This window comes from Paenibacillus riograndensis SBR5 (genome assembly GCF_000981585.1).
Taxonomy (GTDB): Bacteria; Bacillota; Bacilli; order Paenibacillales; family Paenibacillaceae; genus Paenibacillus_AQ; species Paenibacillus_AQ riograndensis.
In genome coordinates, this window is record NZ_LN831776.1 from 3,850,602 (window position 1) to 3,875,532 (window position 24,931).

Sequence of the window (24,931 nt, forward strand, 5' to 3'; positions counted from 1 at the left end):
TGATTTCTTCATTAAAAATCAATTGGTAGAATTTAAACTGGGGGAATGATTATGCCTTACACAATGGAAGTAAATGTTGCAAAAAATCAAGTGGTTGTAAAAGCTTTTGGCCTAACAGAAGCTGATGTTCCGGCATACATATCTGATTTTGAACAAGCTATGAAGAAGTTGAAGCCTGGCTTCACAGGAGTTACCGATGTCACTGAGTCTAAGACTATTCTTACTCCTGAGGTTGCTGCCATGCTTGCACCTACAGGAGATATAGCAGTTGCCCATGGAGTGGGCGGATGGGTTTATGTTGCCGACACCCCCGTTTGGAAGATGCAGATGAAGAGATTGTTCGGGAAGTTTGCCGTTCATTATCCAACCTATGAAGAAGCAGATGCTTATCTGAACAGTTTAGTGAAGTAGCAGCATAAACAATACCTAATATTTCCAAAGAGACGGTTCTATGAGCTGTCTCTTTTTTGATTTCATTCTACATGTAAAAAAGACCCCTCCTTTTGCAGATCACTGCGTCAGGAAGAGTCAGTATAGTTCTATACCAATAATCCGGTTTTAATTCGAATTCAGCCAGTTCATGAAGCCTTAATAGAGCACCCTAACCCCGAAGCCTTCCAGCTTCCAGGAGCCGGAGAGGATTTCACCGGTCAGGAGATCGGTTTTAGGCTCTTTGAGCGTGATCGTTACGGCTTCTTCGCTGTAGTTCAACAGAAATGCATAGCCGGACTTATCATTGCTGCGGATCTGCAGCTCCACTTCCGGGGGCAGCTCCAGCCATTCAGCGGCAGGGGAGCTAAGATTCAGGCTGTCCAAGATTTTATGGGCTGCTTCTGCATTAAAAACGGCTCCGTAGTACCAAACTTCACCTTTACCCCGCCGGTTTCGGGTAACCGCAGGTTTGCCGGCATAATAATCAGACGCGTAGGTGCCCATGACCTCTACAGTGTCCTCTTCCACGTGAAGAATATCGTTAAAAGCATCTGCCCCGGTAAGTGCCTCAGGGTCATTTCCCCAGCGGATAGAGGTCGGCAGTCGGGTGCCTTGGACCATGGTGAATTCCTCAACGGTGATTCCGCACAGATCCCTGGCTGCACCGGGAAAAGGCCGCATATAGCATTGTCCGCGCGTATCCTTGTATCCGGTCCGGCAGCCAAAAATAAGTGTTCCGCCCTGCTGCACATATTGATCAAGCAGCCCGGCAGTCTCATCGCTCATTATCGCCGGATGCGGGTAGATCAGCACCTGATATGGAATGAGGTCTTCGAGCGTGGTCTTGCTGCGGAGGTAGAGGACATCATTCGGGATATGCCGCTTTTGCAGCGCCTTGAACCATTCCTTGTTGCTCTGCCACATGAACGGTCCATGCCAGACATCGTATTCACCGTCCCATTCATTGTCATAATCACGCAGAATGGCAACGCCCGCCTGATTGCGGGTGCCGGTAATATGCTTGCCTGCTTCAGCCAGCTCCCGTCCGATCTGTGCGGCCTCCCTTACTCTGCGGTTCGGCTGGTTGTGATAATCATTCAGGCCATGCCAGTAAATCTCGTGGCCCATCGTTGCCGTGCGCCAGCGGAAGTAGAGCAGTTTGTCCGCTCCATGGGCAATGGACTGATAGGTCCAGAGCCGCATTTGCCCCGGTTTGGGTGAAGGCATATTCATACGGTTGACCCAGCCCCCGGGGCCGGATTGTTGTTCCATAATGCAGAAGTTCGGGCTGATGGAACGGACTGCGGACAGCGAGAGACTCCAGCTCCGGTCCCGCAGCGGCTCCGTTTCTTCCGGGTCCGTATGAATGCTTGCGAACTGCGGATAGGAGTCATAGCTGAAGAAATCAAGCAGCTTCTCATTCAGCTCATGGCTGTCCAGATGACCGAACAAGCCATTGGTGGTTACCCATTGGGCGGGGGCCAGCTCACGGATGATATCCGCCTGGATTTTGGCAAAAGAAATCGTATTGTCCGAAATAAACCTTTTCTCATCCAGCGCCTGGTGAGGGTTGGGCTGTTTGGGTGTAGGGGTGGGACGCGGCAGAAAGACCTGTGACCAGCTGGTGTAGGTCTGGTTCCAGAAGACGGTCCCCCAAGCGTCATTCAGCTGGTCCAGCGTTTTGTATTTAGCCTGTACCCACTCCCGGAAGGCAAGGTGATCACTCTCCGAGTAGAACACATTGATTTCGCAGTTCAACTCATTGTCAATCTGCCAGCCCGCCACACCGGGGTGATTGCCGTAATGCAGCGCAAGCTGTCTGGTGATAGCGGCACAGAGCTCCCGGTACTTGGGGCTGCTGTAATTATAGTGGCGGCGCATACCATGCTGAAGGGTAACTCCCTCATTCGTAACATTCAGAACTTCCGGATAACGTTCGGTAAGCCAGGCGGGAGGCGTGGCAGTAGGTGTGCCCAGAATTACCTTCAATCCATGGCTGTGGGCCAGATCGATAGCCTTGTCGAACAATTCGAACTGGAAGACACCTTCCTCAGGTTCGAAGATGGACCAGGCAAATTCGGCCAGACGGACAATTGTGAATCCGGTTTCAACCATCCGCCGGTAATCGTCGGCCCACAGCTCCTCCGGCCAGTGTTCAGGATAGTAACATACGCCAAGCTCAAATCGTTCATTTGCAGCAGGTTTGCTCATCATAACCTCCAAGGGATCACAAATATTATTAAAAATATGCTTTATTCTGATGACATATATATTGTATTATCAAGTGAAATAAATATTATATAACAAAATATTGCTTTAATATAACGATATTGCTAGATTGTTGCATAGCACAGGGGGGAATTGTTCGTCTAATGAATAAGCAATGCTATCTGCCAACACCGGCCTACACCAAATATGTATGTTATCCGGAATTTCTTGGTCACTACAGCAACTTCCCGCAGCATGCGGAGAGAAGATCGGAGGGATTGCTGAACAGCTATAATTTACATTTGATTTTTGCCGGGGAAGGTTATGTGTTTCATGAAGGGGAACGGATTCCGATGGGGAGAGGCAAAGGGTTTCTTTTCCCGAGAGGAGCTTATCAGCAGTACGGTTCCGATCTGAGCCGGCCCTGGGATGTACGGTGGGTACACTTTGGGGCCGGTCTGCCGCTGCCTTTGCTGGAAGAGGTCGACCAGTCGCGCGGCTACTTTTTCACCTTTGATCCGGAAGCCGGGCTGGAAAGCTTATTCGAAGAGATGTACCGGCTAGGCGTATCCTATGAGACCCGCTATGAACCGCGCCTGTCGGCGCTTCTATATGAAATCCTGATCACATTGCTGCAAAATTCCGAGCCGCAGCACGGTGCTGTCTCCCTGGAGATCAGGCATTCCATCCGCAACGCGGCGAATATTATCCACAGGGAGTGCGCCGGAGCCTGGACTCTGGAGAGCATGGCCCGGCTGTCGGGTTACAGCAGTTATCATTTTCTGCGTCTGTTCAGGCTGGTTATGGGCAAAACGCCCAACCGCTTTTTGACGGACTGCCGTCTGGCCAGAGCCAAGCTGCTGCTTGTATCCACCGGGCTCACCGTTGCGGAAATCGCACGCCAGGCCGGTTTTGCCCAATCGAGCTATTTCATTAAAGTATTCAGGGAGTTTGAGGGAATGCCCCCCAACCAATACCGGCGTGTCTTCGGAATTACTATAAATTAACAGCTTATAGCAATTTTCATCAAAAGGTTACAAATTGCAACCAATGGTTACAAATTGGATACAATTACCTCACCTTCAACCTCTATAATAATCCTAGTAAATCTTCGTGGGAGGAAATGAATGAGAAAGCATAGAACTACATATATCGCATTGTTGTTAAGTACTTTTATTATTGGCCAAATGTCTGTTTACCCCGCCTCTGCCGCTACGGCAGCAGCAAACAACGCCGGAGCGAAGGTATCGGCAGCATCTGCCGCCAGCACCGCGCCCAAGAATCTGGGGTCCATTCCGCTTGAGGCGGGTGTCAAAGCTACGCTGGAGGATGTTAGCATCTGGTCTCAGTCTGGCGGGAATATTCTGACCTACACACTGAACTATTCCAACTCAGGCGGCAGCAATGCAAACCTGAGCCATTATTTTTCGCGGGTGGTTACTTCCGGAGGCTCCGTCATTCCGGGCAACCCGGTGACCGCCGACGCAGCTAAGAACAAAGTAGTTTCCAAACAAACCGAACGGGTGATCTACTACGTCAACCTAGGCAAAATCAATTCACTCAAAGGCCTAAAAGTATCAGTGTATGTATGGGACCCCAAAAGCAAAGGTTACCTGAGACACGCAGGGGCCATCAGCCTTCCGGCTAATTATTCTTCAAGTGCAGTGAGTGGCCAAAGACAGAACGTCACCATGAATAACATTCCTGTCTCTGCTGCTTCCGAATCCCTGCAGATCTACAAGTATGGCGGCAAGGTATTCGCTAAGGTTGGCATCAACTTCAGCAATGAAGGGAACAAGGTTCTCACGGACCCTGGCTATACAGCATACCTAATGTCTGCAAGCGGAACTGCATTCGAGCTGGCACTCGACAATTCGCTGGCTGGATATAAAATTCAGCCGCAAGAGAAGAAAACCATCTATTACGTGACTGAGATTCCGCCGTATCTGAAGACCGACAACATGAAGGTGCAATATGTCCAGAGGGATGAGACGCTTAAGTTTGAGCTCCCTAAATTTTCGTACAAGCTTCCTGCGGCGGTAACCCCTGACCTGAATGTTGGCAAAGGCGCCATCAAAAAGATCGGCATCAACAGCAATACCATCGAATTGCAATTGACTGGCGCAAATGTCTATGGGGAAGATGCCGCAGGGATATGGACTTTCCAGTTCCGGCTTAAAAATGCCGGCAAACAAGCAGTTGTCCTGCCTACCTATGACCTTTCGGTTAGAACAGCTAAAGGCACAACCTTCCCGATCAGCTCCAATGGTGTAAGCGGAGCGAGCTTGAAACCGATGGAGGAAAAAGTGGTCCAACTGACCGCTCAGATTCCGCTTGAGGTCGAACAGAACACGCTCAAGCTGCAAATGATTGAATCGGTTAGCGGGAACAGCAGTGGCAATACACCTAGTGCGCCAGCACAAGGAACACCAGGGACTTCGGGATCAACACCTGAGGGATCAGGGGCTGGTGGGGCTGGAGGAACCGGAGGTTCCAACTCTCCAGGCACAATCGTCTCACCAAGTGCTACGGCTAAGCTGTCTATTCCTGTCGCTTATTTCGCCGTTCCTTACACACTCCGTGCGGACACGCAAAAAGCTATGAATTACCGGATCACCAATCAATATGGCACTTTCGACTATAGCCTGATGTCTCTCCAGCGTTTTCCATGGAAAAATGACGACATTCTGATCGCCAAGCTGAATATCACCAATACACAATCGGTGAACCTTACCTTGCCTGATCTTAAGGGCGCTCTAAAATTGGACAACAACGACTTGTCAGCATCTACGGACCTGTTCATGGAGAAGGAAGCTTCTTCCATTGCTCCAGGGAAAAGTGCGGAAGTATATGTATTCAGCAAAATTCCTTATACTACGGATTTCAAATCAACGCGGGTCAATCTGTACTCTGTAGTGAAAGAAGAAAATGTGCCATTCCTGTCGTTGAACACGAGCAGTGTAACAGATGCCGTATACAAGGTTGACAGAGGCGGCAGCTATACCATTGTCGGAAAAGGTAAAAATGCCAAAGTGCAGGAAAACAAAACAGTCATCTACCAGGGGATTAACTCAAATATTGTTTATACGGAAATGTTCTTGAGCAGTGAAGAGAAAAGACAAAGCAAAATGGCCCGCCTTCAGGCCTACTTTAAAACTGCAGACGGACAGTTGTATGAGACCACTCCAGTACAGCCGGATATGGCGGCGACACCTGGCGGCAAGCAGCTGGTTACGTTCTGGGCGAAGCTCCCGAAATCAGTGGATGCCTCGGATGTTACTCTCTATTTGGGACCTGGCATCAACGGGAACAAGTTTACAGAGGCTGGACAGGAATCCACAGGCTTCATCAATGTCTCAGCACTGGAACTTAGTCCGCAGTACATCACGCCGGTTAACAATTTGTCCAAGGTTACGCTGTATCCTTATACCTTATCCGTTCTTAATTCAGAAGGCCGCAATGCGCGAGGCAGCGATACGATCAATATCACCATGAATTACAGCCTGCTGCGTGATATCAGCTATGATATCGGTTCTTTCGACCACAAGCTTGTGCTCAAAATGACCGATCCTTACGGACAGTCGCAAGAGAAGAGCCTCACGCTCGGAACGGATCTGATAGAAGGGGACAACAACAGGTATTCCATGTCCTTCAGCAGCGAGACCTACAAAAAGCTGGCTGGCGGAATATACTCAATCAGACTGTACGATGAATTCCAGGGCGAGCGGATCGAACTGGCCAACCAGGCGTATACCTTGAAGATTGAGAGAGCGGCAACCAGCGAGTAACGGATAAGCAATGATATCAAAGTACAAAAAGGAGCAGCTTATGTTGCGAGTGGAGAATATATCACATACGTTTAAAAGCGGCAGTGAAGTGACGCCGGTGCTTCATAACATCAGCTTTGAGGTGCATCAGGGCGATATGGTCGCCCTGCTGGGCAGCTCGGGCTCCGGCAAATCCACAATGCTGAATTTGATGGCGGGCCTGATGAAGCCGACGGAAGGTCATATTTATATTGCCGACCAGGATATTGTCAAGATGGGGGAGAACAAGCTGGCGGTATTCCGGCGCAAAAATATCGGGTTCATCTTTCAGGCTTATGAGCTGATCACCAGCCTGACGGTACGCGAAAACGTGGAGCTGCCGCTTGTCTTTCAATCCGTCTCACCGTCGGTCCGCAAGAAAAAATCGCTTGCCCTGCTGGAGGCGGTGGGGATCCCGGACAAATCGGAGATGTTTCCCTCTCAGCTGTCCGGGGGCCAGCAGCAGCGGGTCAGTATTGCCCGCTCGCTGATTACGGAGCCGTCAATTATTTTTGCGGATGAGCCTACCGGTAATCTGGATACCACAACAGAAGAAGAGATTATTAGGATATTGATTGATTTGAACAAAAAAATGAAAACCACGTTCATTGTGGTCACTCATGAGCCTGAGGTAGCGGAGCATATGCAGCGTATCTTTACGCTGCGGGACGGCCACATGATTACTGAAAAACGCGGTACCGCTGAATCAGAACCTGCAGAGGGGGTCCCTGACAGTGAGAATTCTTGATGTGACCCGTTTGGCATGGGGCCAGATTAAACGGAGAAAGGTTGTAACGGGCCTGTGTATGCTGGGGCTCTCTATCGGCTGTTCGGCTATTGTCGTTGCCTTGAGTCTTGGCGACTCTGTACAGAGCTATGTCAGCCGTGAAGTCACAGCCCAGTTTAAAATGGATGAAATTACCGTGATGCCGAATGAAGGGGTATCGCAAGGCGGCGGACCAACTGCGACCAAAACAGGGGCCAATTCGAATGTCGGAAAGCTGACTGAACAGAAGCTGGATATTATCAGGGGACTCAAGCATGTCACGGCTGCCGCTCCATTTCAAGATGCCGGATACTTTGAACTCTTAACCACTGACAACAAAATATCCAGCTTCAACTTAGTGGTGACCGACCTCAGCCTGCTGACCAAATATGATTTTTCTTTTCAGCAAGGTGTGCCCAGCAAACAAATTGGCAGCGTAGTGCTTAACTACGGCGCCACGATTGGGCTTATGGATGTAGAAACCCAAAAGAAGCTGATGGAGAGTTTGAGCAGTAATTCCTATGACCCTGAAGTAATGCGGCAATATGATGAACTGTCCAGAATGCCCTCTAATTTGTACAGACAGCAGGTTCAATTCAGACATAGTGACTACGATAATTCAACCGGTGGCGTGAAAAGCTACCTCAGCTCCCAGCTTCAAGTGGCCGGCATATTGAAAAAGTCGGATGGGATGAGCGCTGATCAAGCTATGTATGATAAAAAGATCTATGTATCCCAAGAGACTTATGACAGGCTTAAGGATGAATTCAACATAAAGCCCGATAAACCCGAAACGGGTCAAACCTACAATCAAGCGCTCATCCGGGTAGATAATCAGGATAATTTGCCTCAAGTAGAGACACTGATTAAGAAGCTGACCTTGAACACGAGCAACAACCTATATCAACTGGAACAGCTCAAGTCCCAATTTGCCATGTTCAAAATGGTAGCCTTAGGAGTGGGCGGGTTTATCCTGATTATTGCTTCCATCTCCATCATCGTAGCTATGACGATGTCTACGCACCAGCGGCGGCGGCAGATCGGGATCATGAAGGTGCTGGGCTCCAACATGAGGCAAATCCGCACTATGTTCATCATGGAGGCTGCTTTGCTGGGCTTTATGGGCGGATTGCTCGGGATTGGTTTTTCATATCTGATTGTGGAGGGCATTAACAAGCTCGTCAGCAGCTCTGGACAAATGACAATGGGTACCGGCGAGAGTCTTGTCGTATCAATTCCGCTGAACTCCATTCCCGTTGGTATTGTTTTTGCAGTATTAACCGGGGTGTTATCAGGGATATATCCGGCAATCAGTGCAGCAAGAACCAATGCGCTCACTGCGATCAAACGGGATTAGCCATTTATAAGCTGAAAGGAAGTCACAGGAATGAAGAGGATTATAAAGTGGATTATCATAGTGGCGATACTGGCGGTCGCCGGTTATTTTATCTATGACAAAATGAGTAAACCCAAAGAGCAGCTTCAGCCAGCGGAGCCGGCGCAGGTCATCTCTTTCCCGGTAACCAAAGAATCGATGACAAAATCCATCCAGATTAAAGGCACATCAAAGTATGAGCATGAAACCCTGGTCTATGCTCCATTTGCTTCCAAAGTAACGGAATGGAAAGTAGAAAACGGAGGGCAAGTGAAAAAAGGCGCAGTGATGTATACGCTAGACACTGAAACACTCAAGAATGAAATTGCCACCCAGGAGGCAACGATCCGCAAAGCTAAATTGGAAGCTGAGCTGAATGCCTTCGTCAGCCAACAGACTGAGGAGTCAGCAGCTGTCGGCGCTACTGAAGCAGAACGGTTAAAAGCGCTGGCCACCCAAGAGACTTCAAGAATCGGCGATGACCTAAACCAGGTAAATGCAGAGATTCAGGCACGGGAAATTGCGGACAAGAAAAAGAAGATTCAGTCAGCGAGCTATCATGCCCCTTCTTCAGGGATTTTCCTGTTCGACAATGCCAGTGAAATTCCACGTATGGTAACCGACAACCAGTACCTCGGCAAAATCGTGGACCTCAGCAAATTACAGTTTATCGCTCTTGTGGGTGAACAGGATGTCTTCAACATCAAGCCGGGAATGAAGGTAAAGGTCAAAATGACAGCTTCCAAGGATGTGAAGCTGACCGGAGTAGTAAAAAAGGTATCCAAATTTGCCACGACTGTATCGGCCAAGGATACAACAACTACCCAAGCGCCACAGTTTGAAGTGGTTATTTCGCTTGAGCCGAATGAGCTTTTAATTGGCGGCCTCAGCTTGACTGGCGAGATTGAAACCTTGCGCAAAGATAACGTTACTGCGGTATCCAACATTGCTATCATTCATGAAGGGGATCTCTCTTACGTCATGCTGGACAAAGGCAATGGACAAACAGAAAAGGTACAAGTTAAAACCGGATTGGAAACGACGGATAAGGTAGAGATTCTATCCGGACTAAAACCCGGCGACACCGTAGTGCTTCAGTAGAACCCGTTATTTTCGGGGAGACACAAGCCATACAGCCGATGTATATCGAAAAGAAGTAATTTATCCACGTTAGTGGACGGATTACTTCTTTTCTTGTTATTTAGACAGGTTACTGCGCCATATTTTGATTTCATTGTTAAGTTCAGCGAGATCAGGGACGGGAACCGGCTTGTCAGTCAACCTGTATTTCTGCTTCAGAGCCAAAATACGGTAGACACTTTCGTTGATCCGCGACTCGTCGAGCGTACCGCCGCGAACGCTTTGCAGCAATGCCTTCCGGGCCAGCTGCTCATTCTCATATCCATGAGCGATGAGCAGGATGTCGCTGCCTGCATCAACGGTCTCTACTGCTGCGGCGCCAAGATCAAAATGCTTCATAATGGCTCCCATGGTCAGGTCGTCCGTGATCACCACTCCCTGGTATCCCATATCGCCGCGAAGCTGGTCTCCGATGATAATCCGGGATAACGATGCCGGGTAGTCGGGATCAATATGGGGAAACAAAATATGCGCCACCATGACCGCGTCTGCTTTCTCCTTGAAGGCGGCCTGGAAAGGGAGCCATTCCAGCTTGGCGAGTTGGGGAGCGGTCTTGTTCACCACCGGGAGCTCCAGGTGAGAGTCGACCGAAGTATCCCCATGTCCGGGGAAATGCTTGACCACCGGCACAACGCCTTCGCTCTCTATGCCCTTCATTTCAGCAATCCCCAGTTTGCTCACTATGCTGGCAGTGCTGCCGAATGAACGGTCGCCGATGACAGGGTTATCCGGATTGCTGTTGATGTCGAGGACAGGCGCAAAATTCATATTGAACCCGCCTGCCCGCACTTCCCGTGCCAGCAGCTTGCCCATCGTCCCGGCTGCGTCTGAATCACTGCTATTGCCCACTTTGCCGTTTGAGGGGATGGAGGCATATTCCTTAGGCATCCGGCTCACCTTGCCGCCTTCCTGGTCGACACTCATGAATAGTGGAACGGGATTCGTTGTATTGCTCTTTTTCAGCGCATTAATGAGATTGACCATACCTTTCAGATCCTTGATGTTGTCCGCATACAGGATAATTCCACCGACTTTGTCGTCCGTGATCACCCTTTTTGCTTCTGCCTCCAATGTGGTGCCGTCAATCCCGACTAGCAGCATTTGCCCGATTTTTTCTTCCAGGGTCATTCCGGCAATTTTTCTGGTCAGCGCGTCAACCTCCTGGGAGGGGACCGGACCTGACTCAGCGGCCGGCGGCAGGGAAGCCTCCGGGGAAGAAGAGGGACCTGCCGGCTGCTCCGGTGCAGCCCCTGTTGCCGGGGAAGGGGCTGGAGCGGCGGTCCTGGATGGTGTGGCAGCATTGCTGTTACATCCCGTTGCAAGCAGCAGGAGCAGGATAAGAGCCAATAGATTGAGTATACTATAATACAGGTTTTTCATTTTTTTTAGCGGTTTTACCCCTGACATAGGAGGTTCATCATCCTTCCTTTTTTGATCTATAATATCATGTTCGGGTAGCAAGATTTGTTGTATCATGTCCAATCTTTAACCGTACAATACCATTATTAAGAGTACTGCCGTTGTACTTGCTGACTGCCAGTTGCGGTGATAAGATAAGGAAGGATATCTACATAATAATTAAAATTTGAAGGATGAGGAGACTGTCTAATGAAAGATGAATTAGTGAATGCTCTGAATGAACAGATGAACTTTGAGTTTTATTCGGCTCACGTATACCTGGCAATGGCCGCGTATTGCTCCGGTGAAAGTCTCGACGGTTTCGCTAATTTTTTCCTGATCCAGGCGGAAGAAGAACGCTTCCACGCAATGAAAATCTACAAATTTCTGAATGACCGCGATTTCCGCGCAACCCTGGCTGCACTTCCTGAGCCTAAAAACGAGTATTCATCGATGCTGGACGCCTTTGAACATGCGTTCGCGCATGAACAGCAGAACACGACAAGATTCTATCATTTGGCTGACCTGGCGCTCGATGAACGTGAACATGCGACAATCTATTTCTTGAAATGGTTCATTGATGAGCAGGTGGAAGAAGAGGCGTTGTTCAGCAATATTATCGCCAAGCTGAAGCGGATTGAAACCGACAGCAATGCTTTCTACATGCTGGATGCTGAATTTGCAGGACGCACTTTCACCGCTCCGGCTGAATAAGAAACGTTCATCCTATTTAACTTACGCCCCTCCAGACCGGAAACTCAGGTCAGGAGGGGTTTTGTCAGTCCGGCGCATTTAACCAACCTCTAGTCAGGCACCGCCGAAGCTTAAGTTGAACAGGGGCAAACTATGTTGCGGGCGGCAAAACAATTCCGGGCTGCCAACTCTATTTAGCGGGGGGAACACTTGCGCGGCCCGGCAACACTGTTTCTCTAGACCCACCCGCTATTCAGAGTGTAGTATAGAACGATACTATTCTTTGGAGGTTCTTTGGCTTGGAAAACTACAGTGACATCAAACAAAGTGAAAAAGGCGCCTGGCTGAGTCTGTTTACCTACATCCTGCTGTCTGCGGTCAAACTATTGATAGGTACAGCTTCAGGTTCTCAGGCACTGCTGGCCGACGGCCTTAACAACAGCACGGATATAATTGCCTCCCTGGCAATTCTGGCCGGACTCAAGATTTCCAGAAGGCCGCCGGACTCCAATCACAGCTACGGGCATTTTAGAGCGGAAACCGTAGCCGCGCTGGTTGCCTCTTTTATTATGATCGCTGTAGGACTTCAAGTTCTGTATCAGGGTGTGAACAAATTCATTCAGCCCGCACTCGAAACACCGGATCTCATTGCTGCATGGACGGCAGCCGGCTGCGCGGTAGTTATGTTCGCGGTTTATATGTACAATATCCGGCTGGCCCGCAAGCTGAACAGCAATGCTATGCTGGCGGTTGCCCAAGATAACCGGTCAGATGCGCTCGTTAGTATTGGAGCTTTTACCGGGATTATCGGTGCCCAATTTGGTCTGCCCTGGCTCGATCCACTGACGGGAATCATTGTCGGGTTAATGATCTGCAAGACGGCATGGGAGATTTTCCGCAAAGCCACACATGATCTTACTGACGGCTTCGACGCCAATGAACTTGAGCTGATGAAGCAGACGGTTGCCGAGATTCAAGGGGTAGAATCGATCAAAGATATCAAAGCCCGGATCCACGGGAATAATGTGTTGGTGGATACTACTGTATGTGTAGACTCCAACCTAAATGTGGTCCAGAGCCATGACATCACGGAAGAGATTGAAGATCAGCTGAAGGACCGGCACCAGGTGTCTAATGTATTGGTACATATAGAGCCGGTATAACTGGCTAATGCAAAGAAATTAACTGTAATCCACTGTGGAAAAATGTGGGTATCTTGGAAACCTCACAGGAATATACGCGATGCAGGAGGATAGGGCTCCATCCGCGAACTGAAGCGGACCGAGGAGCCCTTATTTTGCCAAAAAACCTGTTTTTTCAGCGGATACGGACTCAGGAGCCGTTATAACGTTCGATGGAGCCAGGAATAAAGGGGAAAGGGAGAAAGAAAGGCATCTCAGTCCGTAGTCCTGCGGAATAGCCGAATCTTCTCTCAATAAGGGCTCTCCTGTCCGTAACGGCTGCGGATCGATCGCGAAGGAATAGGGCGATCCGTCTTTACCGGCTTCTTCGCAGGTGCTAGTTGGAAAAAGGGAACTTATTTTTCCGGAAATTAAGAAATCCTGAGAGTGAAGTGGAAAAAAGTAAACCTAATCACCCATGGCCTGGCGGCCACCGTCGGTCATGAAAATCAGGTGAAGTCAGAGTATATATTTGGTAAAATCGTGCTGTGGATCAGAGGTCGATTCAATATTGGTGAAACATCCCGTAACCTAATCTGACCAACTGCAACGACGAGGATCGCCGAGTGTTGCCACGAGCACGTGTATAAAATTTCACCTCTTTAGGTTGCATGATCCACGCATACTTTTAGCTTGGAGGTAGGGAATATGGATGCCATTCGTGAACGCTGTGCCGGGTTGGATATTCATCAGGAGACGGTGGTGGTTTGTCTACTGAGTGGCCCCCTGGAGAAGAAACCCAAGTCCGTGATCGAGACGTTTGGAACCACGACCCGCGAGCTTTTGAGATTACAGGAGTGGCTGGAGCAGCAGGGATGTACCGAGATTGCCATGGAAAGTACAGGGGTCTTTTGGAAACCCGTGTGGAACATTCTAGAAAGCACCTGTACGATCACGCTGGCCAACCCGCAACGCATCCGCAATATGCCCGGGAAGAAGACCGACGTCAAGGATGCCGAGTGGATCGCCAAGCTCCACCGCTGCGGCTTGATTGAGGGAAGCTTTGTCCCGGACGAGCCCATCCGCGATTTGCGTGACCTTACCCGGTATCTGCGCAAGCTTAAGCAAAACGCGACGCAAGAAAAGAACCGGATTCACAAAATTCTACAAGATGCCAACATTAAACTGACCACGTATGTCTCCGATCTTTTTGGCGTTTCCGGTCGTGCGCTACTGGACTCGATTGTGAATGGCGAAGTGCTGGAGGTGCATGAGGTCCGCAAGCTGGTGCATACCCGGCTGAAGATGAAGGTGCCTTCACTGGTCGAAGCGATGAACGGCCGACTACGTCTGCATCACCGGAAGATGATCCGGCGTCATTGGGATCATTTGCAGTATCTGGAGAGTGAAATGCAGACGTTGGAAGCTGAAATTGAGGAACTGGTGCAACCATACAGGAAGGAAATTGAACTGCTGGATACCATTCCAGGCGTGAGCACGGATGCCGCGGCGAGCATCGTGGCGGAACTGGGTACCGACGTGTCTCCTTTTCCAAGTGAAGCTCATCTGGCCTCTTGGGTCGGGGTGTGTCCAGCCAACCATGAGAGCGCCGGTAAAAAAAAAGTAAAAAGAACCAACGCGGGAACCGAGGTCTGAAAGCCGTACTCGTCCAGTGCGCTTGGGCAGCGAGCAAGTCCAAGAATAATCGGCTTTCCGCTATGTACAGTCGGATCGTGAAACGGGCAGGAAAACAGAAAGCCATCGTCGCTTTAGCCCATGCGATGATCCGAATCATGTATGTGATGCTTCGGGATAAAGTCCCCTATACCGAGCTGGGGACGGAATATCTGAACACCCCAGAGCAGACCGCAAATTACCTGATTAAAAAACTTCAAAAGCTAGGCTACCAAGTGGAACTGACACCTATTACATGATACCCACTTTTTAAAAAAATGAAGTTCCGATATAGGGGATCTTTAAAGCAAAATTTACTTTCGAGCTGTGAAGCGACAAAGTTATTTTCGTATAAATTGGGCCACATTTCTGGTCCAATGGCGAAATGAGCTGAATTAGTGTCCTTTTTTCCACTTTATCTGCCCGAGGATAGGGTACTTCGGCAAATTAGTTAACCTTTTTCCACTTAAAGAGTTGCCGTAGGATTCATGGGGAGTCGTTCTCCAGGTAACGCTAGAACCAAGACGGCTGCGCTGTCCCGTGGAGGACGGTACAGGCTTTTTTTGCTGCATTTTGGCAGATATGCGTTTGACAACCTTTCAAAGTTGAAGCAAAATAGAAGGGTCATGATGTAAATTTGAGTGATACAGGGAGAATAATGCATGAATAATAAATCAGGCCGGCAGTCTTTCCGGGAACGATTGGAATATATGGTAAGCAAGCTTCGGACTGACATCCTGAGCGGAATTTTGCAGCCTGGAGCGTATCTGCCTGCCGAGAGCACGTTGGCCAAGCAGTTTGAGCTAAGCAATAAATCCGTCCGGAGAGGGCTGGATGTCCTAGTACAGGAAGGCCTGATTGTGAAAATAGACCGTGTGGGCAGCATGGTGATGGAATCGGTCAAGGAAAGGATCCGGATTCATTTTGGCTGCAGCTCATCCCTGACGAAGGACTTCAAGCTGGATGATCTCATTGCAGAATTCCACCGGCTGCATCCCGGGATTCATGTGCTGCCGCTCGCGCTGAATAATTTCGACCATGTGAACTCTGCCATGGAGCTGATCAACAACGGGATGCTGGATGTATTGTCGCTGAACAGCACCCAGTTTCAGGAGCTGGCCGAGAACGGTTCAGCCGGGCTTCTGGAGACGCTGGAACCTGACCCGGGACTGTATCCGATCGCAAGCGAGGCTTTTTTGCATAACGGGGCGCTGTTTGCCTATCCGATTTCCTTCTCCCCGGTGGTGCTCTGCTACAACAAAGCTCATTTCCGCGAGGCGGATCTGCCTGAGCCGGACAGTTACTGGACCTGGGATGATCTGATTGAGGCGGCCCGGAAGCTGTCGGAGAAACGCGGGCGTCACGCCGTGTATTTTGTGCCTGCATCTGAGAACCGTTATTCCGTCTTTCTCCTGCAGAGCGGAATCCGGACGATGGAGGACGGTGAGCATCATCAAACGCTGAGCCCCGAGACGGCCAACAGTCTTAATGTATACAGCAGGCTGGTGAATAATCATCAGATATTCCCTAAATATCTGGCTGGCAACCATGATGATGAGACGGTCTCGCTGTTTGTCCAGGAGCAGGTGTCGATGATATTGACGACTTATTACAACTTGAATGATTTCAAGGACCTTTCCCTGGATTATGACTTGGCCCCGCTGCCTACGCTCAAAGCAAAGGACCCGCAAAAAACGCTGCTTGTTACGATCGGTGCGGCCGTTGTGGAGAATTCGCGGCAGAAGGAGGCTGCGCGTCAATTTGTCAGCTTTCTGGCTTCGCCTGAGGCGCAGCGGATGATCCGGGAGCGTTCGGTCAGTATCCCGGCCCGCAAACGGAATGCTGAAATGGTCGTGGATGATCATTTGAACCGTCCGTCAAGATATCTGATGTATAGAGAGTTGTTCCCAACATTTTCATATCTCAGAGATTTGGGTCTTCCCATTGCCGTATTGCAAAGCTTCCGCAAGCTGCTGAACGCTTATTGGTCGAGAATGATTGATGAAACGACACTGTACGAGGAAATGGGCCGGCTTATCGCCGAAGAAAATAAAGGGAAGGCCGGTGGAGCAGCGAAGGCGCTCATATAATTGCATCCCGTGATGGGTTGGGATCAAGCGTAACGAAGGCAGAATGCGGCCGTTGTTGCGCTTTTTTTTTGCGGTTTTTTTGGGACTGCGGGGATTGGAAAAATAGATATGTACTTGGCAACATGTCAAACCATGTTAGATTTTTCACAATAGTAAGTAGTGAGCTTACATTTGTGAAAGGACTGTGTAATGTATGATTACATAAAAACGAAAGAATATTCAAATTTTAATTGACTTCAACAGATGGTGAAAATATAATAAATACATCAGATATATATCAGAAAAATGGAATTTCAGTCCTGTATATCTGAATTGTGAATCAAAAAGAAGTCAGGAATGAGAAAATTGGCACAAATACTGAAAAAGTGAAAGGCTGGTGGAGAAATTCAAGACTGAATGCAAGGATTAAGTTATTTTTCTGAAACTCTTTGATGTACTGTTGATTCCCTTATAGTGTGTTAGTAAATATATCATAGGAACTATCTTACTTTTACTTATTAATAGGGGGTTGAATTATGAATGCTGCTAAAAGGAAGCTAGCGATGTTACTGCCAGTAATGACGCTGCTGGTTACACTGGTGTCGGCCTGTGGCGGAACAAGCAATAATGCCGGCAGCACTGCCGAACCATCCGGCTCACCGGGAACTCAGAGTTCAACATCTGCTCCTCCTGTAGAAGGAAGTCACTCAGCAGGCGGCCTGCAAGTCCCGATTGTCGCGGACAAGATGGAATTTTCCCTATGGTCCCCAAGCGGGGGCAATTTCCGGGGAACCAATTTTAATGAGAAATTATCCTTTCAGCAGATGGAAAAGAACACCAACATTCATATCAACTTTCAGCACAGTACTGAAGCCAGTGCAGAAGCATTCAGCTTGCTGATGTCCTCCGGCAAGCTCCCGGATATCATCTACAATGATCTGTGGGGCACGGACTCAGGCAAATACGGTGCTCAGGGGGCGCTCCTTCCATTGGAAGATCTGATTGACCAGTATGCGCCTAATTTTAAAAAAATCCTCGACGACCACCCGGATATCCGGGGGCAAATTACCTCGCCCGAAGGGCATATCTACTATCTCCCAAACCTCGTACTCGATTCCCAGGATTTGACTCAGATGTTCCCGCAGGTCCGCAGTGACTGGGTGGAGAAGCTGGGTCTCTCAATGCCGCAAACTACAGAAGACTGGTATAACATGCTCAAAGCCTTTAGGGAGCAGGACCCCAACGGCAACGGAAAAAAAGATGAAATTCCGCTCGTCACCGTCAATCTGGAGAATATTATGATGCTGTTCGCGCCGGCTTTTGGCGTCGAATATGGCTTCTTCGTGGATAACGGTGAAGTGAAATACGGACCAAACGATCCACGGTTCAAAGATGTTGTTGCCTATCTGAACCGGCTGTACAAAGAACAGCTGCTGGACCCGAACTATCTGGTCGATACAACGTTCCAGACGCTGACGGAGAAGGTGACCACGGATGTGGCTGGTGCCTGGTTCGGCTGGTCGGGCTCCTATATGGGGAACTTCACAACGCTGATGGAAGGCAAACACGACACCTTCAAAATAGCGGCGGCGATTCCTCCGAAGGGACCAAACGGTGATCAGCGCCATGTCTCCTTCCGCTGGCAGGCTGCAGCTCATGGGCTTGCTGTATCCTCGAAGACCGCACATCCCGAAGAAGTGATGAAATGGCTGGACTACCAGTATTCCGATGAAGGAATCCTGCTGAACAATTTCGGCGTGGAAGGCAAGTCTTATGATCTGGTGAACGGAGAGCCTGTCTATAAGAAAGAGGTTACGCATCCAACGAATGGGCTGACCAATACCCAGGAGCTGCTGAACCATACCATCGGCGGCGGAAGCTGGGCTACAGTTGCCGATACCCGTTATGCAGAGCAGATCCGTGAAGCGAACGGACAAACGGAAAATCCGCTGGAGATTTACAAGGATTATATTGATTTTGACGCGAAGCTGCCGCCGGTTCAATTCACGGCTGAAGAAAATGAAATTGTGGTTCCTCTCATGGCCGACATTCAGACCTATGTGGCGGAAACGATTAATGCCCAGATTATGGGACGACAGAGCTTCGATGATTATGACAAGGTGATGAAGCAGCTGGAGCAAATGGGTATTGGCGAGGTGCTGAAGCAATACCAGGCTGCATATGAACGGTTCAAAGGAAAATAAGTGTCCGGGAAAGGAGACCTCTATGGCAGTACCCTTAAATGCAGCCAAAGCCCAAAGCAGGAAACTTCAGGCGAAACGGAGTTCCGTCTCGCTGAAGCGATTGATGTCCAACCGTTATCTTTATCTGATGCTGCTGCCCACTGTGCTGTATTTTCTCATTTTTGAATACAAACCGATGTACGGGGCGATCATCGCCTTCAAAGATTTCAATCCTTTCTCAGGTGTTGCCGGCAGCCCCTGGGTGGGCTTCAAAAACTTCGAGAAGTTTTTCGAGAGCTATTATTTCTTCCGGTTGCTGAAGAACACTTTCCTTATGAGCTTTTATTCGCTGCTGTTTATTTTTCCGGCTTCACTGGCTTTCGCGCTGCTGCTTAATGAGCTCCGGCTCAAAAAGCTGAAATCCTTCCTGCAGACGGTCTCATATCTGCCGCATTTTATTTCGCTGATTGTCATCTGCGGGATGATTATTGATTTCACCAAGCCTGGAGGCATTATTAACAGCCTGCTGCTCGGCATAGGAATCATCTCGGAGCCGATTCAGTTTCTGATTCTTCCGGAATGGTTCCGCACAATTTATGTAGGTTCAGGCATGTGGCAGAGCCTGGGATGGAACTCCATTATTTATCTGGCCGCATTGTCCGGCATTAACCCGAGCCTTTATGAGGCTGCGGTGGTCGATGGAGCAGGGCGCTGGAAACAGCTGACACATATTACACTACCGGGAATTCTGCCCACGGTGCTAATCCTTTTGATTTTAAATGTCGGGACCCTGCTGAATGTGGGCTGGGACAAAATTATATTGCTGTATAATCCGGGGACTTACGTCACGGCGGACGTCATCTCCACCTTTGTTTACAGACGGGGTGTCATGGAAGCCGATTACAGCTTCTCGGCAGCGGTAGGCCTGTTCAACTCCGTCATCAATTTTACACTGCTGGTGCTGGCGAACCGGATCAGCCGGAAAACCACCGAAAATAGTTTATGGTGAGGGGGGAGGGAAAACAGTGGTAATCAAACGCAGCATTCCCGAAATGATCTTCGACAGCTGTAATGTGCTGTTCCTGATCTTTTGTTCCTTCCTGTTCCTGTATCCGATGTGGTATGTGCTGGTGTCCTCGTTCAGTGATGCCCATGCCATCGCCGCAGGCGAGGTAAGCTTCTGGCCGAAGGGCTTCAATGCGGATGCTTATAAGCTGGTTTTTGAGGATCAGCGGATCTGGACGGCATACGGGAATACGTTCATTTATGTAATCGCAGGCACTTTAATTAACCTGGTTCTGACTACGCTTGGCGCCTATCCGCTGTCCCGGAGAAATCTGGAAGGCCGCAGCCTGATTATGGCTTTTATCGTGTTCACGATGTTCTTCAGCGGCGGTCTGATTCCGGCTTACCTTAATGTGCGTGAGCTTGGGCTGTACGATACCAGGTGGGCTCTGCTCCTGCCGGGTGCGGTGAGTGCTTTTAATCTGATCGTGATGCGGACCTTCTTCCAGTCCATACCCGACAGTCTTATTGAATCCGCCAAAATCGACGGTGCCCATGACTTCCGTATTCTGCTGCGGATTGTGCTGCCGTTATCCATGCCTGTACTGGCGGTTATGACCCTGTTCTATGCGGTAGGGCACTGGAACAGCTGGTTCCCGGCGATGATCTATTTGCAGGACCGCAATTTATTCCCGCTGCAGCTGATTCTGAGGGAAATTCTGATTCAATCCTCCGCGCAGAATATGCTGGCCGGAGTTACGCAGGATGAGGTGTTCCGCATCAGTGAGTCCATCAAGTTCGCGACCATCATCATCGCTACGGTGCCTATTCTGTTGATCTATCCGTTTTTGCAAAAGTATTTTGTCAAAGGCGTCATGATCGGTGCGCTAAAAGAGTAAGCAGACGGAGAGCAGATCCAGAGTGTGAACTCAAAGTCCAGAGAAAGAGAGCAAAAACAGAGAGCAAAAATAGAGAAAAACATTCGCATTGTAATAAATGCGGAGCAGCCGGGAGGAGAGAGGTAATATGAAGGCGGTAGTTTCCCAGAATGGTCAAATTAGCGTGGCCGATATTCCCGCTCCGGTGCTTGAAGACGGCTTCGTGCTCGTCGAGACTGAATATTCAGCCATCAGCCCTGGAACAGAAATCATGATGAATGGCATTCATCGCCCGAAACCAGTTGTTCTCGGCTATAGTGCGGCTGGCGTGATCCGGTCGCGGGGAAAAGGAATGGAGCATTGGCCGGAAGGCCAGCGGGTGGCCTGCTATGGGGCACCTTACGCCAAACATGCGGAATGGCTGCTGATGCCGCAGCATCTGATGGTGCCGGTGCCGGAGCATGTCAGCCCGGAGGAGGCCTCAACGGTGGGCCTTGGAGCCATTGCGGTCCATGCCGTTAGGCAGGCGGATCTGCAGTTCGGTGAAACGCTGGTGCTGATTGGGGCAGGCATTCTCGGCCAATTGATTGCACAGATAGCGCGGGCCGCCGGCTGCCGGGTGATTGTCTATGATCTGCTTGCCGAGCGCTGCCGGACCGCCGAGAGTCTCGGCATCCGCCATATTGCGGTGAATCCGCAGCGGGTCAGCCGGCATCTTGATAATCTGACAGCAGGAATGGGGGCCGATGCTGTAATTATCTGTGCCGGGGGCAAATCGGGCGGACTTGTCGATCAGGGCCTGGAATGGGTGAGGAATCAAGGGAAGGTGCTGCTGGTCGGAGATGTGAAGCCGGACTTCTCGCGTGAGCTGATGTTCGGGAAGGAAGCGCAGGTGCTGATCTCCAGGGCAGGTGGTCCGGGACGTTATGATCCTGTCTATGAGAAACAGGGAATAGATTATCCTTATGGCTATGTCCGATGGACCGAAGGGCGCAACATGGCGGAATATATCCGGCTGATCTCAGAGGGCGATATCCGGGTGAAGCCGCTGATCAGCAGCGTGTTCCCTCTGGAACGCTCAGCAGATGCCTTCCGGCAGTATGCGGAATCTCCGGCAGAGCTGCTGGGAGCGGTGCTCGCCTATCCCATAACTGGTGTTAAGCATGCAGAACATGCTGCAGCCAAAGTTAAGGAAGGGCAAGGCGGATGAAGGCGCTGCGGATTGGCGAGCCGCTGAGCGGACTTGCGGTATGGGCATCGGCTCATGGCAAGTGGCGGGGGAAGGAGCGGATTTATGCCGTATCTTCCGGCTCTCCCTGTATGCTGTTCGTGCTTGATCCTGCTGGCAGTGAACCGGTGCAGCAGTTCGCGCTGGAAGGCTCAGACCACTGCTGGGGCGTTGTTGCGGCCGCTAGTGGGGTCTACATCGGGGGCAGCGGTATTTTATACAGATTCACGCATGAGCAAGGGATGGAGAATCTGGGCGAGATGATCCCCGGTGAATTCTACACCTGGCGGCTTGCAGCCGATGACGAAGGCAAAATCTACGGAGGCTGTTACCCGGGCGGCAAAGTCTTTCAATATAACCCGTCCACGGGACAGTTCAGAGATTACGGCGTCATGGTGGAGGGGGAGCAATACGCCCGCTCTATGGAAGCCTGGAAGGGCAAGCTGTATGTTGGGGTGGGGACCCGGTGTCCGCACATTGTTGAGCTGGATACAGCGACAGGTGTCCGTGCAGAGATCAGCCTGCCGGAGGAATGTTCTACAGAGCAGCTGGTCTATGATCTGAATATTGTCCATGGAAAAATGTTAGTAAGGATAACACCGTGTTCCCGGTTGTATATCTATGACCTGGAGCTGAGGCGGTGGGAGAAATGCATTGAACATGTGAGTGGACTTAGTGTGTCTGCGCCAGACTCTCAGGGGAATGTGTATTTTATCAAAGAGGATATTCTGCAGCGCTATGCACTCGCAGCAGGTGTTCTCACGCCCACTTCACTTGCGATGCCGGAACCGGCAGGAGATTACGGCTGGCTGGAAGGCCATCCGTTGAACCCGCAAGGAAGCTGCCTGGCAGGTGTCCATAGGGACGGGACCTGCTGGATCTATGACCCGGAGAATGACCGGCACACGGTTATGGATTTTATGCTGCAAGGACAGCCTGTCCATCTGCAGTCACTGGCCTGGGGGCCGGAAGGGAAACTGTACATCGGCGGCTATTTTGCCGGCGGACTGGCCAGCTATGATCCGGCGACCTCAGAAATGATCTCGCACCGGGGGATCGGACAGATTGAGGGAATGTTGGCGGCTCACGGCATCATGTATCTCGGCGTTTATCCCAAGGCCAATATCTTTGCCTATGATCCAAACCTGGAGTGGAACCCGGGCAGCAATCCTAAGCTGGCTTTTTCGCTGCAGGAGGAAGAGCAGGACCGTGCTTTTGCCTGGACCCTGGCGGGAGACGAGCTGGCTATCGGTACCGTGCCGTCCTATGGCCGGAATGGAGGCGCATTGACGCTGTTTCATCCCGTAACCGGAACGCGCGAAGTGTTCCGGGGGCTTTTGCCACAGCAGAGCATTGTATCTTTAGCTGCCGGAGAGGGGCTGCTGTTCGCCGGAGGCTCCGTCTGGGGAGGACTCGGGATTGCTCCCGAGCGGAAGGAGGCGTCTCTTATGATCTGGGAGGTGAATGGCCGCCGCAAGGTATGGGAGGGTGTTCCGGTGCCGGGTGAACAAGCAATCTCCGCGCTTGCGCTCGATGATGAGGGCAAGGTGTGGGGACTCACCGCAGGGATGCTTTTTCGTTTTAACCCGGTAACCCTGAAGACTGAACAGACCATTCCGGTGCTTCCGGTGGACTGGAAAGCGATGACTCACTTCTGGCGGGGAGGCTGCGAACTGCTGTACAGGGAAGGCGTATTGTATGGGGTTGCGATGAACCTTCTATTCAAATATGATGTGCGCCTGAACCAACTGGAGGTACTGGACGAAGATGCCCGGCTGCTGGCGGTGGATGGCGAAGGGGGATTGTATTTTGCCCGAACGACGGCACTGTACCGGATGCAGATCTTGGAGTCTGGACAGGGGGAGCTATGAGGATCTTATATTTCTATAAATTTTGCTTGCTGGGCGGAGTCACTACACAATTGGCGAACAGGCTTAAGTTTCTGCACGGGCGGGCGGAGGTGCATTTTGCCTTTTTGGAGGATTACGGCGGGGCCAGCGCTTTTGAAGGCTATGCGCATGTGTGTATTCTCGGGACGCCCAGCGAACTCAGAGCCTACATTGAAGCTCATGATTTTGATGTGATCATCACGATCGATACCTATGAACTGTATGAAGCGCTGGGACCAGCCGAGCAAAAGAAAGTAATCATTCATGAGGTGCATACCACTTATGAGGAGCCCTTGCGCAAACTGGCTGAATCCAAGGATATCCTGCCCTTTAATTACGTCATCACACCTTCTGATTATATGAAGGAAATGCTGGATCAGATCGGGATACCGGATGCTTATCATATTAATAACTGCCTGGACACGGAACTATTCAAATACGAAGCGGTTTCCGGCAAGCGGCCGCCTACGATTCTATGGGTGGGCAAACTCGACCAGCATAAAAACTGGGAGTCCTTCATGAATATAGCGGGCAGACTGAATGCGCAATTCCCGGACCTGCACTACTTGCTTGTCGGCGGCTACACCGCTCCGGATGAGATTACAAGCAAGCTCCAAGCCAGGGTGAAAGCGCTGGAACTCCGGCATTTTGAATGGCTGCCCAAGGTGGATTACGAAGAAATGAACCATTATTATTCAGCAGTAGCCGAGAGCGGCGGGGTGTACGTCAGCACTACCAGGAATGAATCGTTTGGGATGACCGTTCTGGAGGCAATGGCCTGCCGGTGTCCGGTTGTTGTGCCCGATGTGGGAGCTTTGCCTGAGCTGCTCGATGATGAGCTGAGTGTATCGCTCTATGCTTCCGGCAGAGAAGAGGAGTGTGCTGAGCGGGTGGCCTGGCTTTTGGGGCAGGAGGGCTTGCGTGCGCGCTTGAAGACATTGGGCGAGCAGAAGGCGCGGAAGACGTACAGCATTGAAGAGGTAGGAAAAGCGTATATGGCATTGCTTGAACAGTTTATGGAGGAACGTGCAAACATCATTTGAATTCATATTGCTGCTGATTAAAT

Annotated in this window: 19 protein-coding genes; 17 read left to right on the forward strand and 2 right to left on the reverse strand. The window is 50.3% G+C overall.

Features of this window, described 5'->3' with window-relative positions:
• Positions 1 to 51 precede the first annotated feature (51 nt).
• The gene (locus PRIO_RS16105; RefSeq protein ID WP_020434173.1) at positions 52 to 411 is read left to right on the forward strand and encodes a hypothetical protein; all 360 of its coding nucleotides are present in this window, start codon (positions 52 to 54) and stop codon (positions 409 to 411) included.
• Between the two features lie 177 nt (positions 412 to 588).
• Here PRIO_RS16105 and PRIO_RS16110 read toward each other — a convergent pair whose 3' ends face one another.
• The gene (locus PRIO_RS16110) at positions 589 to 2,643 is read right to left on the reverse strand and encodes a beta-galactosidase (RefSeq protein ID WP_046503451.1); all 2,055 of its coding nucleotides are present in this window, start codon (positions 2,641 to 2,643) and stop codon (positions 589 to 591) included.
• Positions 2,644 to 2,804: 161 nt separating this feature from the next.
• Between PRIO_RS16110 and PRIO_RS33905 the strand changes: the two genes are divergently transcribed.
• The 5 genes from PRIO_RS33905 (at position 2,805) to PRIO_RS16140 (ending at position 9,688) form a co-directional block, all read left to right on the forward strand.
• Positions 2,805 to 3,647, forward strand: coding sequence for a helix-turn-helix transcriptional regulator (locus PRIO_RS33905; protein ID WP_020434170.1), 843 nt, complete (start codon positions 2,805 to 2,807; stop codon positions 3,645 to 3,647).
• A 120-nt stretch (positions 3,648 to 3,767) separates the two neighbouring features.
• Positions 3,768 to 6,428, forward strand: coding sequence for a hypothetical protein (locus PRIO_RS33910; RefSeq protein ID WP_020434169.1), 2,661 nt, complete (start codon positions 3,768 to 3,770; stop codon positions 6,426 to 6,428).
• 40 nt (positions 6,429 to 6,468) lie between these two features.
• Complete coding sequence (locus tag PRIO_RS16130; RefSeq protein WP_020434168.1) at positions 6,469 to 7,194, forward strand: ABC transporter ATP-binding protein; 726 nt, start codon at positions 6,469 to 6,471, stop codon at positions 7,192 to 7,194.
• Complete coding sequence (locus tag PRIO_RS16135; protein ID WP_020434167.1) at positions 7,181 to 8,569, forward strand: ABC transporter permease; 1,389 nt, start codon at positions 7,181 to 7,183, stop codon at positions 8,567 to 8,569. Before PRIO_RS16130 ends, PRIO_RS16135 begins: the two co-directional genes overlap by 14 nt.
• 30 nt (positions 8,570 to 8,599) lie before the next feature.
• Positions 8,600 to 9,688, forward strand: coding sequence for an efflux RND transporter periplasmic adaptor subunit (locus PRIO_RS16140; protein ID WP_046503454.1), 1,089 nt, complete (start codon positions 8,600 to 8,602; stop codon positions 9,686 to 9,688).
• Between the two features lie 96 nt (positions 9,689 to 9,784).
• Here PRIO_RS16140 and nagZ read toward each other — a convergent pair whose 3' ends face one another.
• Entirely contained in the window at positions 9,785 to 11,134 is a 1,350-nt protein-coding gene (gene nagZ, locus PRIO_RS16145; RefSeq protein ID WP_231869915.1) for a beta-N-acetylhexosaminidase, read from the reverse strand.
• Positions 11,135 to 11,335: 201 nt separating this feature from the next.
• Here nagZ and PRIO_RS16150 point away from each other — a divergent pair, with 201 nt between their 5' ends.
• The 11 genes from PRIO_RS16150 to PRIO_RS16200 all read left to right on the forward strand — a co-directional run bounded on the left by PRIO_RS16150 (position 11,336) and on the right by PRIO_RS16200 (position 24,908).
• Positions 11,336 to 11,839, forward strand: coding sequence for a ferritin (locus PRIO_RS16150; RefSeq protein ID WP_020434164.1), 504 nt, complete (start codon positions 11,336 to 11,338; stop codon positions 11,837 to 11,839).
• A 278-nt stretch (positions 11,840 to 12,117) separates the two neighbouring features.
• Positions 12,118 to 12,981, forward strand: a complete 864-nt coding sequence (locus tag PRIO_RS16155) for a cation diffusion facilitator family transporter (protein WP_046503457.1) — start codon at positions 12,118 to 12,120, stop codon at positions 12,979 to 12,981.
• Between the two features lie 666 nt (positions 12,982 to 13,647).
• The gene (locus PRIO_RS16160; RefSeq protein ID WP_046501296.1) at positions 13,648 to 14,595 is read left to right on the forward strand and encodes an IS110 family RNA-guided transposase; all 948 of its coding nucleotides are present in this window, start codon (positions 13,648 to 13,650) and stop codon (positions 14,593 to 14,595) included.
• 62 nt (positions 14,596 to 14,657) lie between these two features.
• Complete coding sequence (locus PRIO_RS36825) at positions 14,658 to 14,873, forward strand: hypothetical protein (protein ID WP_052741404.1); 216 nt, start codon at positions 14,658 to 14,660, stop codon at positions 14,871 to 14,873.
• A 402-nt stretch (positions 14,874 to 15,275) separates the two neighbouring features.
• On the forward strand, positions 15,276 to 16,703 hold the full coding sequence (locus PRIO_RS16170) for an extracellular solute-binding protein (protein ID WP_020429492.1): 1,428 nt from the start codon (positions 15,276 to 15,278) through the stop codon (positions 16,701 to 16,703).
• 542 nt (positions 16,704 to 17,245) lie between these two features.
• The gene (locus tag PRIO_RS16175; RefSeq protein ID WP_231869916.1) at positions 17,246 to 18,886 is read left to right on the forward strand and encodes an extracellular solute-binding protein; all 1,641 of its coding nucleotides are present in this window, start codon (positions 17,246 to 17,248) and stop codon (positions 18,884 to 18,886) included.
• Between the two features lie 22 nt (positions 18,887 to 18,908).
• Positions 18,909 to 19,874: an ABC transporter permease gene (locus tag PRIO_RS16180; RefSeq protein ID WP_020429488.1), complete on the forward strand. Its 966-nt coding sequence runs from the start codon at positions 18,909 to 18,911 to the stop codon at positions 19,872 to 19,874.
• Between the two features lie 16 nt (positions 19,875 to 19,890).
• Entirely contained in the window at positions 19,891 to 20,769 is an 879-nt protein-coding gene (locus PRIO_RS16185; RefSeq protein ID WP_046503462.1) for a carbohydrate ABC transporter permease, read from the forward strand.
• A gap of 127 nt (positions 20,770 to 20,896) precedes the next feature.
• Complete coding sequence (locus tag PRIO_RS16190) at positions 20,897 to 21,958, forward strand: zinc-dependent alcohol dehydrogenase (protein ID WP_020429486.1); 1,062 nt, start codon at positions 20,897 to 20,899, stop codon at positions 21,956 to 21,958.
• Positions 21,955 to 23,847, forward strand: coding sequence for a WD40 repeat domain-containing protein (locus PRIO_RS16195; protein ID WP_020429485.1), 1,893 nt, complete (start codon positions 21,955 to 21,957; stop codon positions 23,845 to 23,847). Before PRIO_RS16190 ends, PRIO_RS16195 begins: the two co-directional genes overlap by 4 nt.
• Positions 23,844 to 24,908, forward strand: coding sequence for a glycosyltransferase family 4 protein (locus tag PRIO_RS16200; protein ID WP_046503466.1), 1,065 nt, complete (start codon positions 23,844 to 23,846; stop codon positions 24,906 to 24,908). The genes PRIO_RS16195 and PRIO_RS16200 overlap by 4 nt, the downstream gene beginning before the upstream one ends.
• Positions 24,909 to 24,931 lie beyond the last annotated feature (23 nt).

What these genes read in the sequence shown, in the direction of transcription:
- PRIO_RS16105 (WP_020434173.1), top strand. Translation starts at nt 52, where the DNA reads ATGCCTTACACAATGGAAGTAAATGTTGCAAAAAATCAAGTGGTTGTA.
- PRIO_RS16110 (WP_046503451.1), bottom strand. Translation starts at nt 2,643, where the DNA reads ATGAGCAAACCTGCTGCAAATGAACGATTTGAGCTTGGCGTATGTTAC.
- PRIO_RS33905 (WP_020434170.1), top strand. Translation starts at nt 2,805, where the DNA reads ATGAATAAGCAATGCTATCTGCCAACACCGGCCTACACCAAATATGTA.
- PRIO_RS33910 (WP_020434169.1), top strand. Translation starts at nt 3,768, where the DNA reads ATGAGAAAGCATAGAACTACATATATCGCATTGTTGTTAAGTACTTTT.
- PRIO_RS16130 (WP_020434168.1), top strand. Translation starts at nt 6,469, where the DNA reads ATGTTGCGAGTGGAGAATATATCACATACGTTTAAAAGCGGCAGTGAA.
- PRIO_RS16140 (WP_046503454.1), top strand. Translation starts at nt 8,600, where the DNA reads ATGAAGAGGATTATAAAGTGGATTATCATAGTGGCGATACTGGCGGTC.
- nagZ (WP_231869915.1), bottom strand. Translation starts at nt 11,134, where the DNA reads ATGTCAGGGGTAAAACCGCTAAAAAAAATGAAAAACCTGTATTATAGT.
- PRIO_RS16150 (WP_020434164.1), top strand. Translation starts at nt 11,336, where the DNA reads ATGAAAGATGAATTAGTGAATGCTCTGAATGAACAGATGAACTTTGAG.
- PRIO_RS16160 (WP_046501296.1), top strand. Translation starts at nt 13,648, where the DNA reads ATGGATGCCATTCGTGAACGCTGTGCCGGGTTGGATATTCATCAGGAG.
- PRIO_RS36825 (WP_052741404.1), top strand. Translation starts at nt 14,658, where the DNA reads ATGTACAGTCGGATCGTGAAACGGGCAGGAAAACAGAAAGCCATCGTC.
- PRIO_RS16170 (WP_020429492.1), top strand. Translation starts at nt 15,276, where the DNA reads ATGAATAATAAATCAGGCCGGCAGTCTTTCCGGGAACGATTGGAATAT.
- PRIO_RS16175 (WP_231869916.1), top strand. Translation starts at nt 17,246, where the DNA reads ATGTTACTGCCAGTAATGACGCTGCTGGTTACACTGGTGTCGGCCTGT.
- PRIO_RS16180 (WP_020429488.1), top strand. Translation starts at nt 18,909, where the DNA reads ATGGCAGTACCCTTAAATGCAGCCAAAGCCCAAAGCAGGAAACTTCAG.
- PRIO_RS16190 (WP_020429486.1), top strand. Translation starts at nt 20,897, where the DNA reads ATGAAGGCGGTAGTTTCCCAGAATGGTCAAATTAGCGTGGCCGATATT.
- PRIO_RS16195 (WP_020429485.1), top strand. Translation starts at nt 21,955, where the DNA reads ATGAAGGCGCTGCGGATTGGCGAGCCGCTGAGCGGACTTGCGGTATGG.
- PRIO_RS16200 (WP_046503466.1), top strand. Translation starts at nt 23,844, where the DNA reads ATGAGGATCTTATATTTCTATAAATTTTGCTTGCTGGGCGGAGTCACT.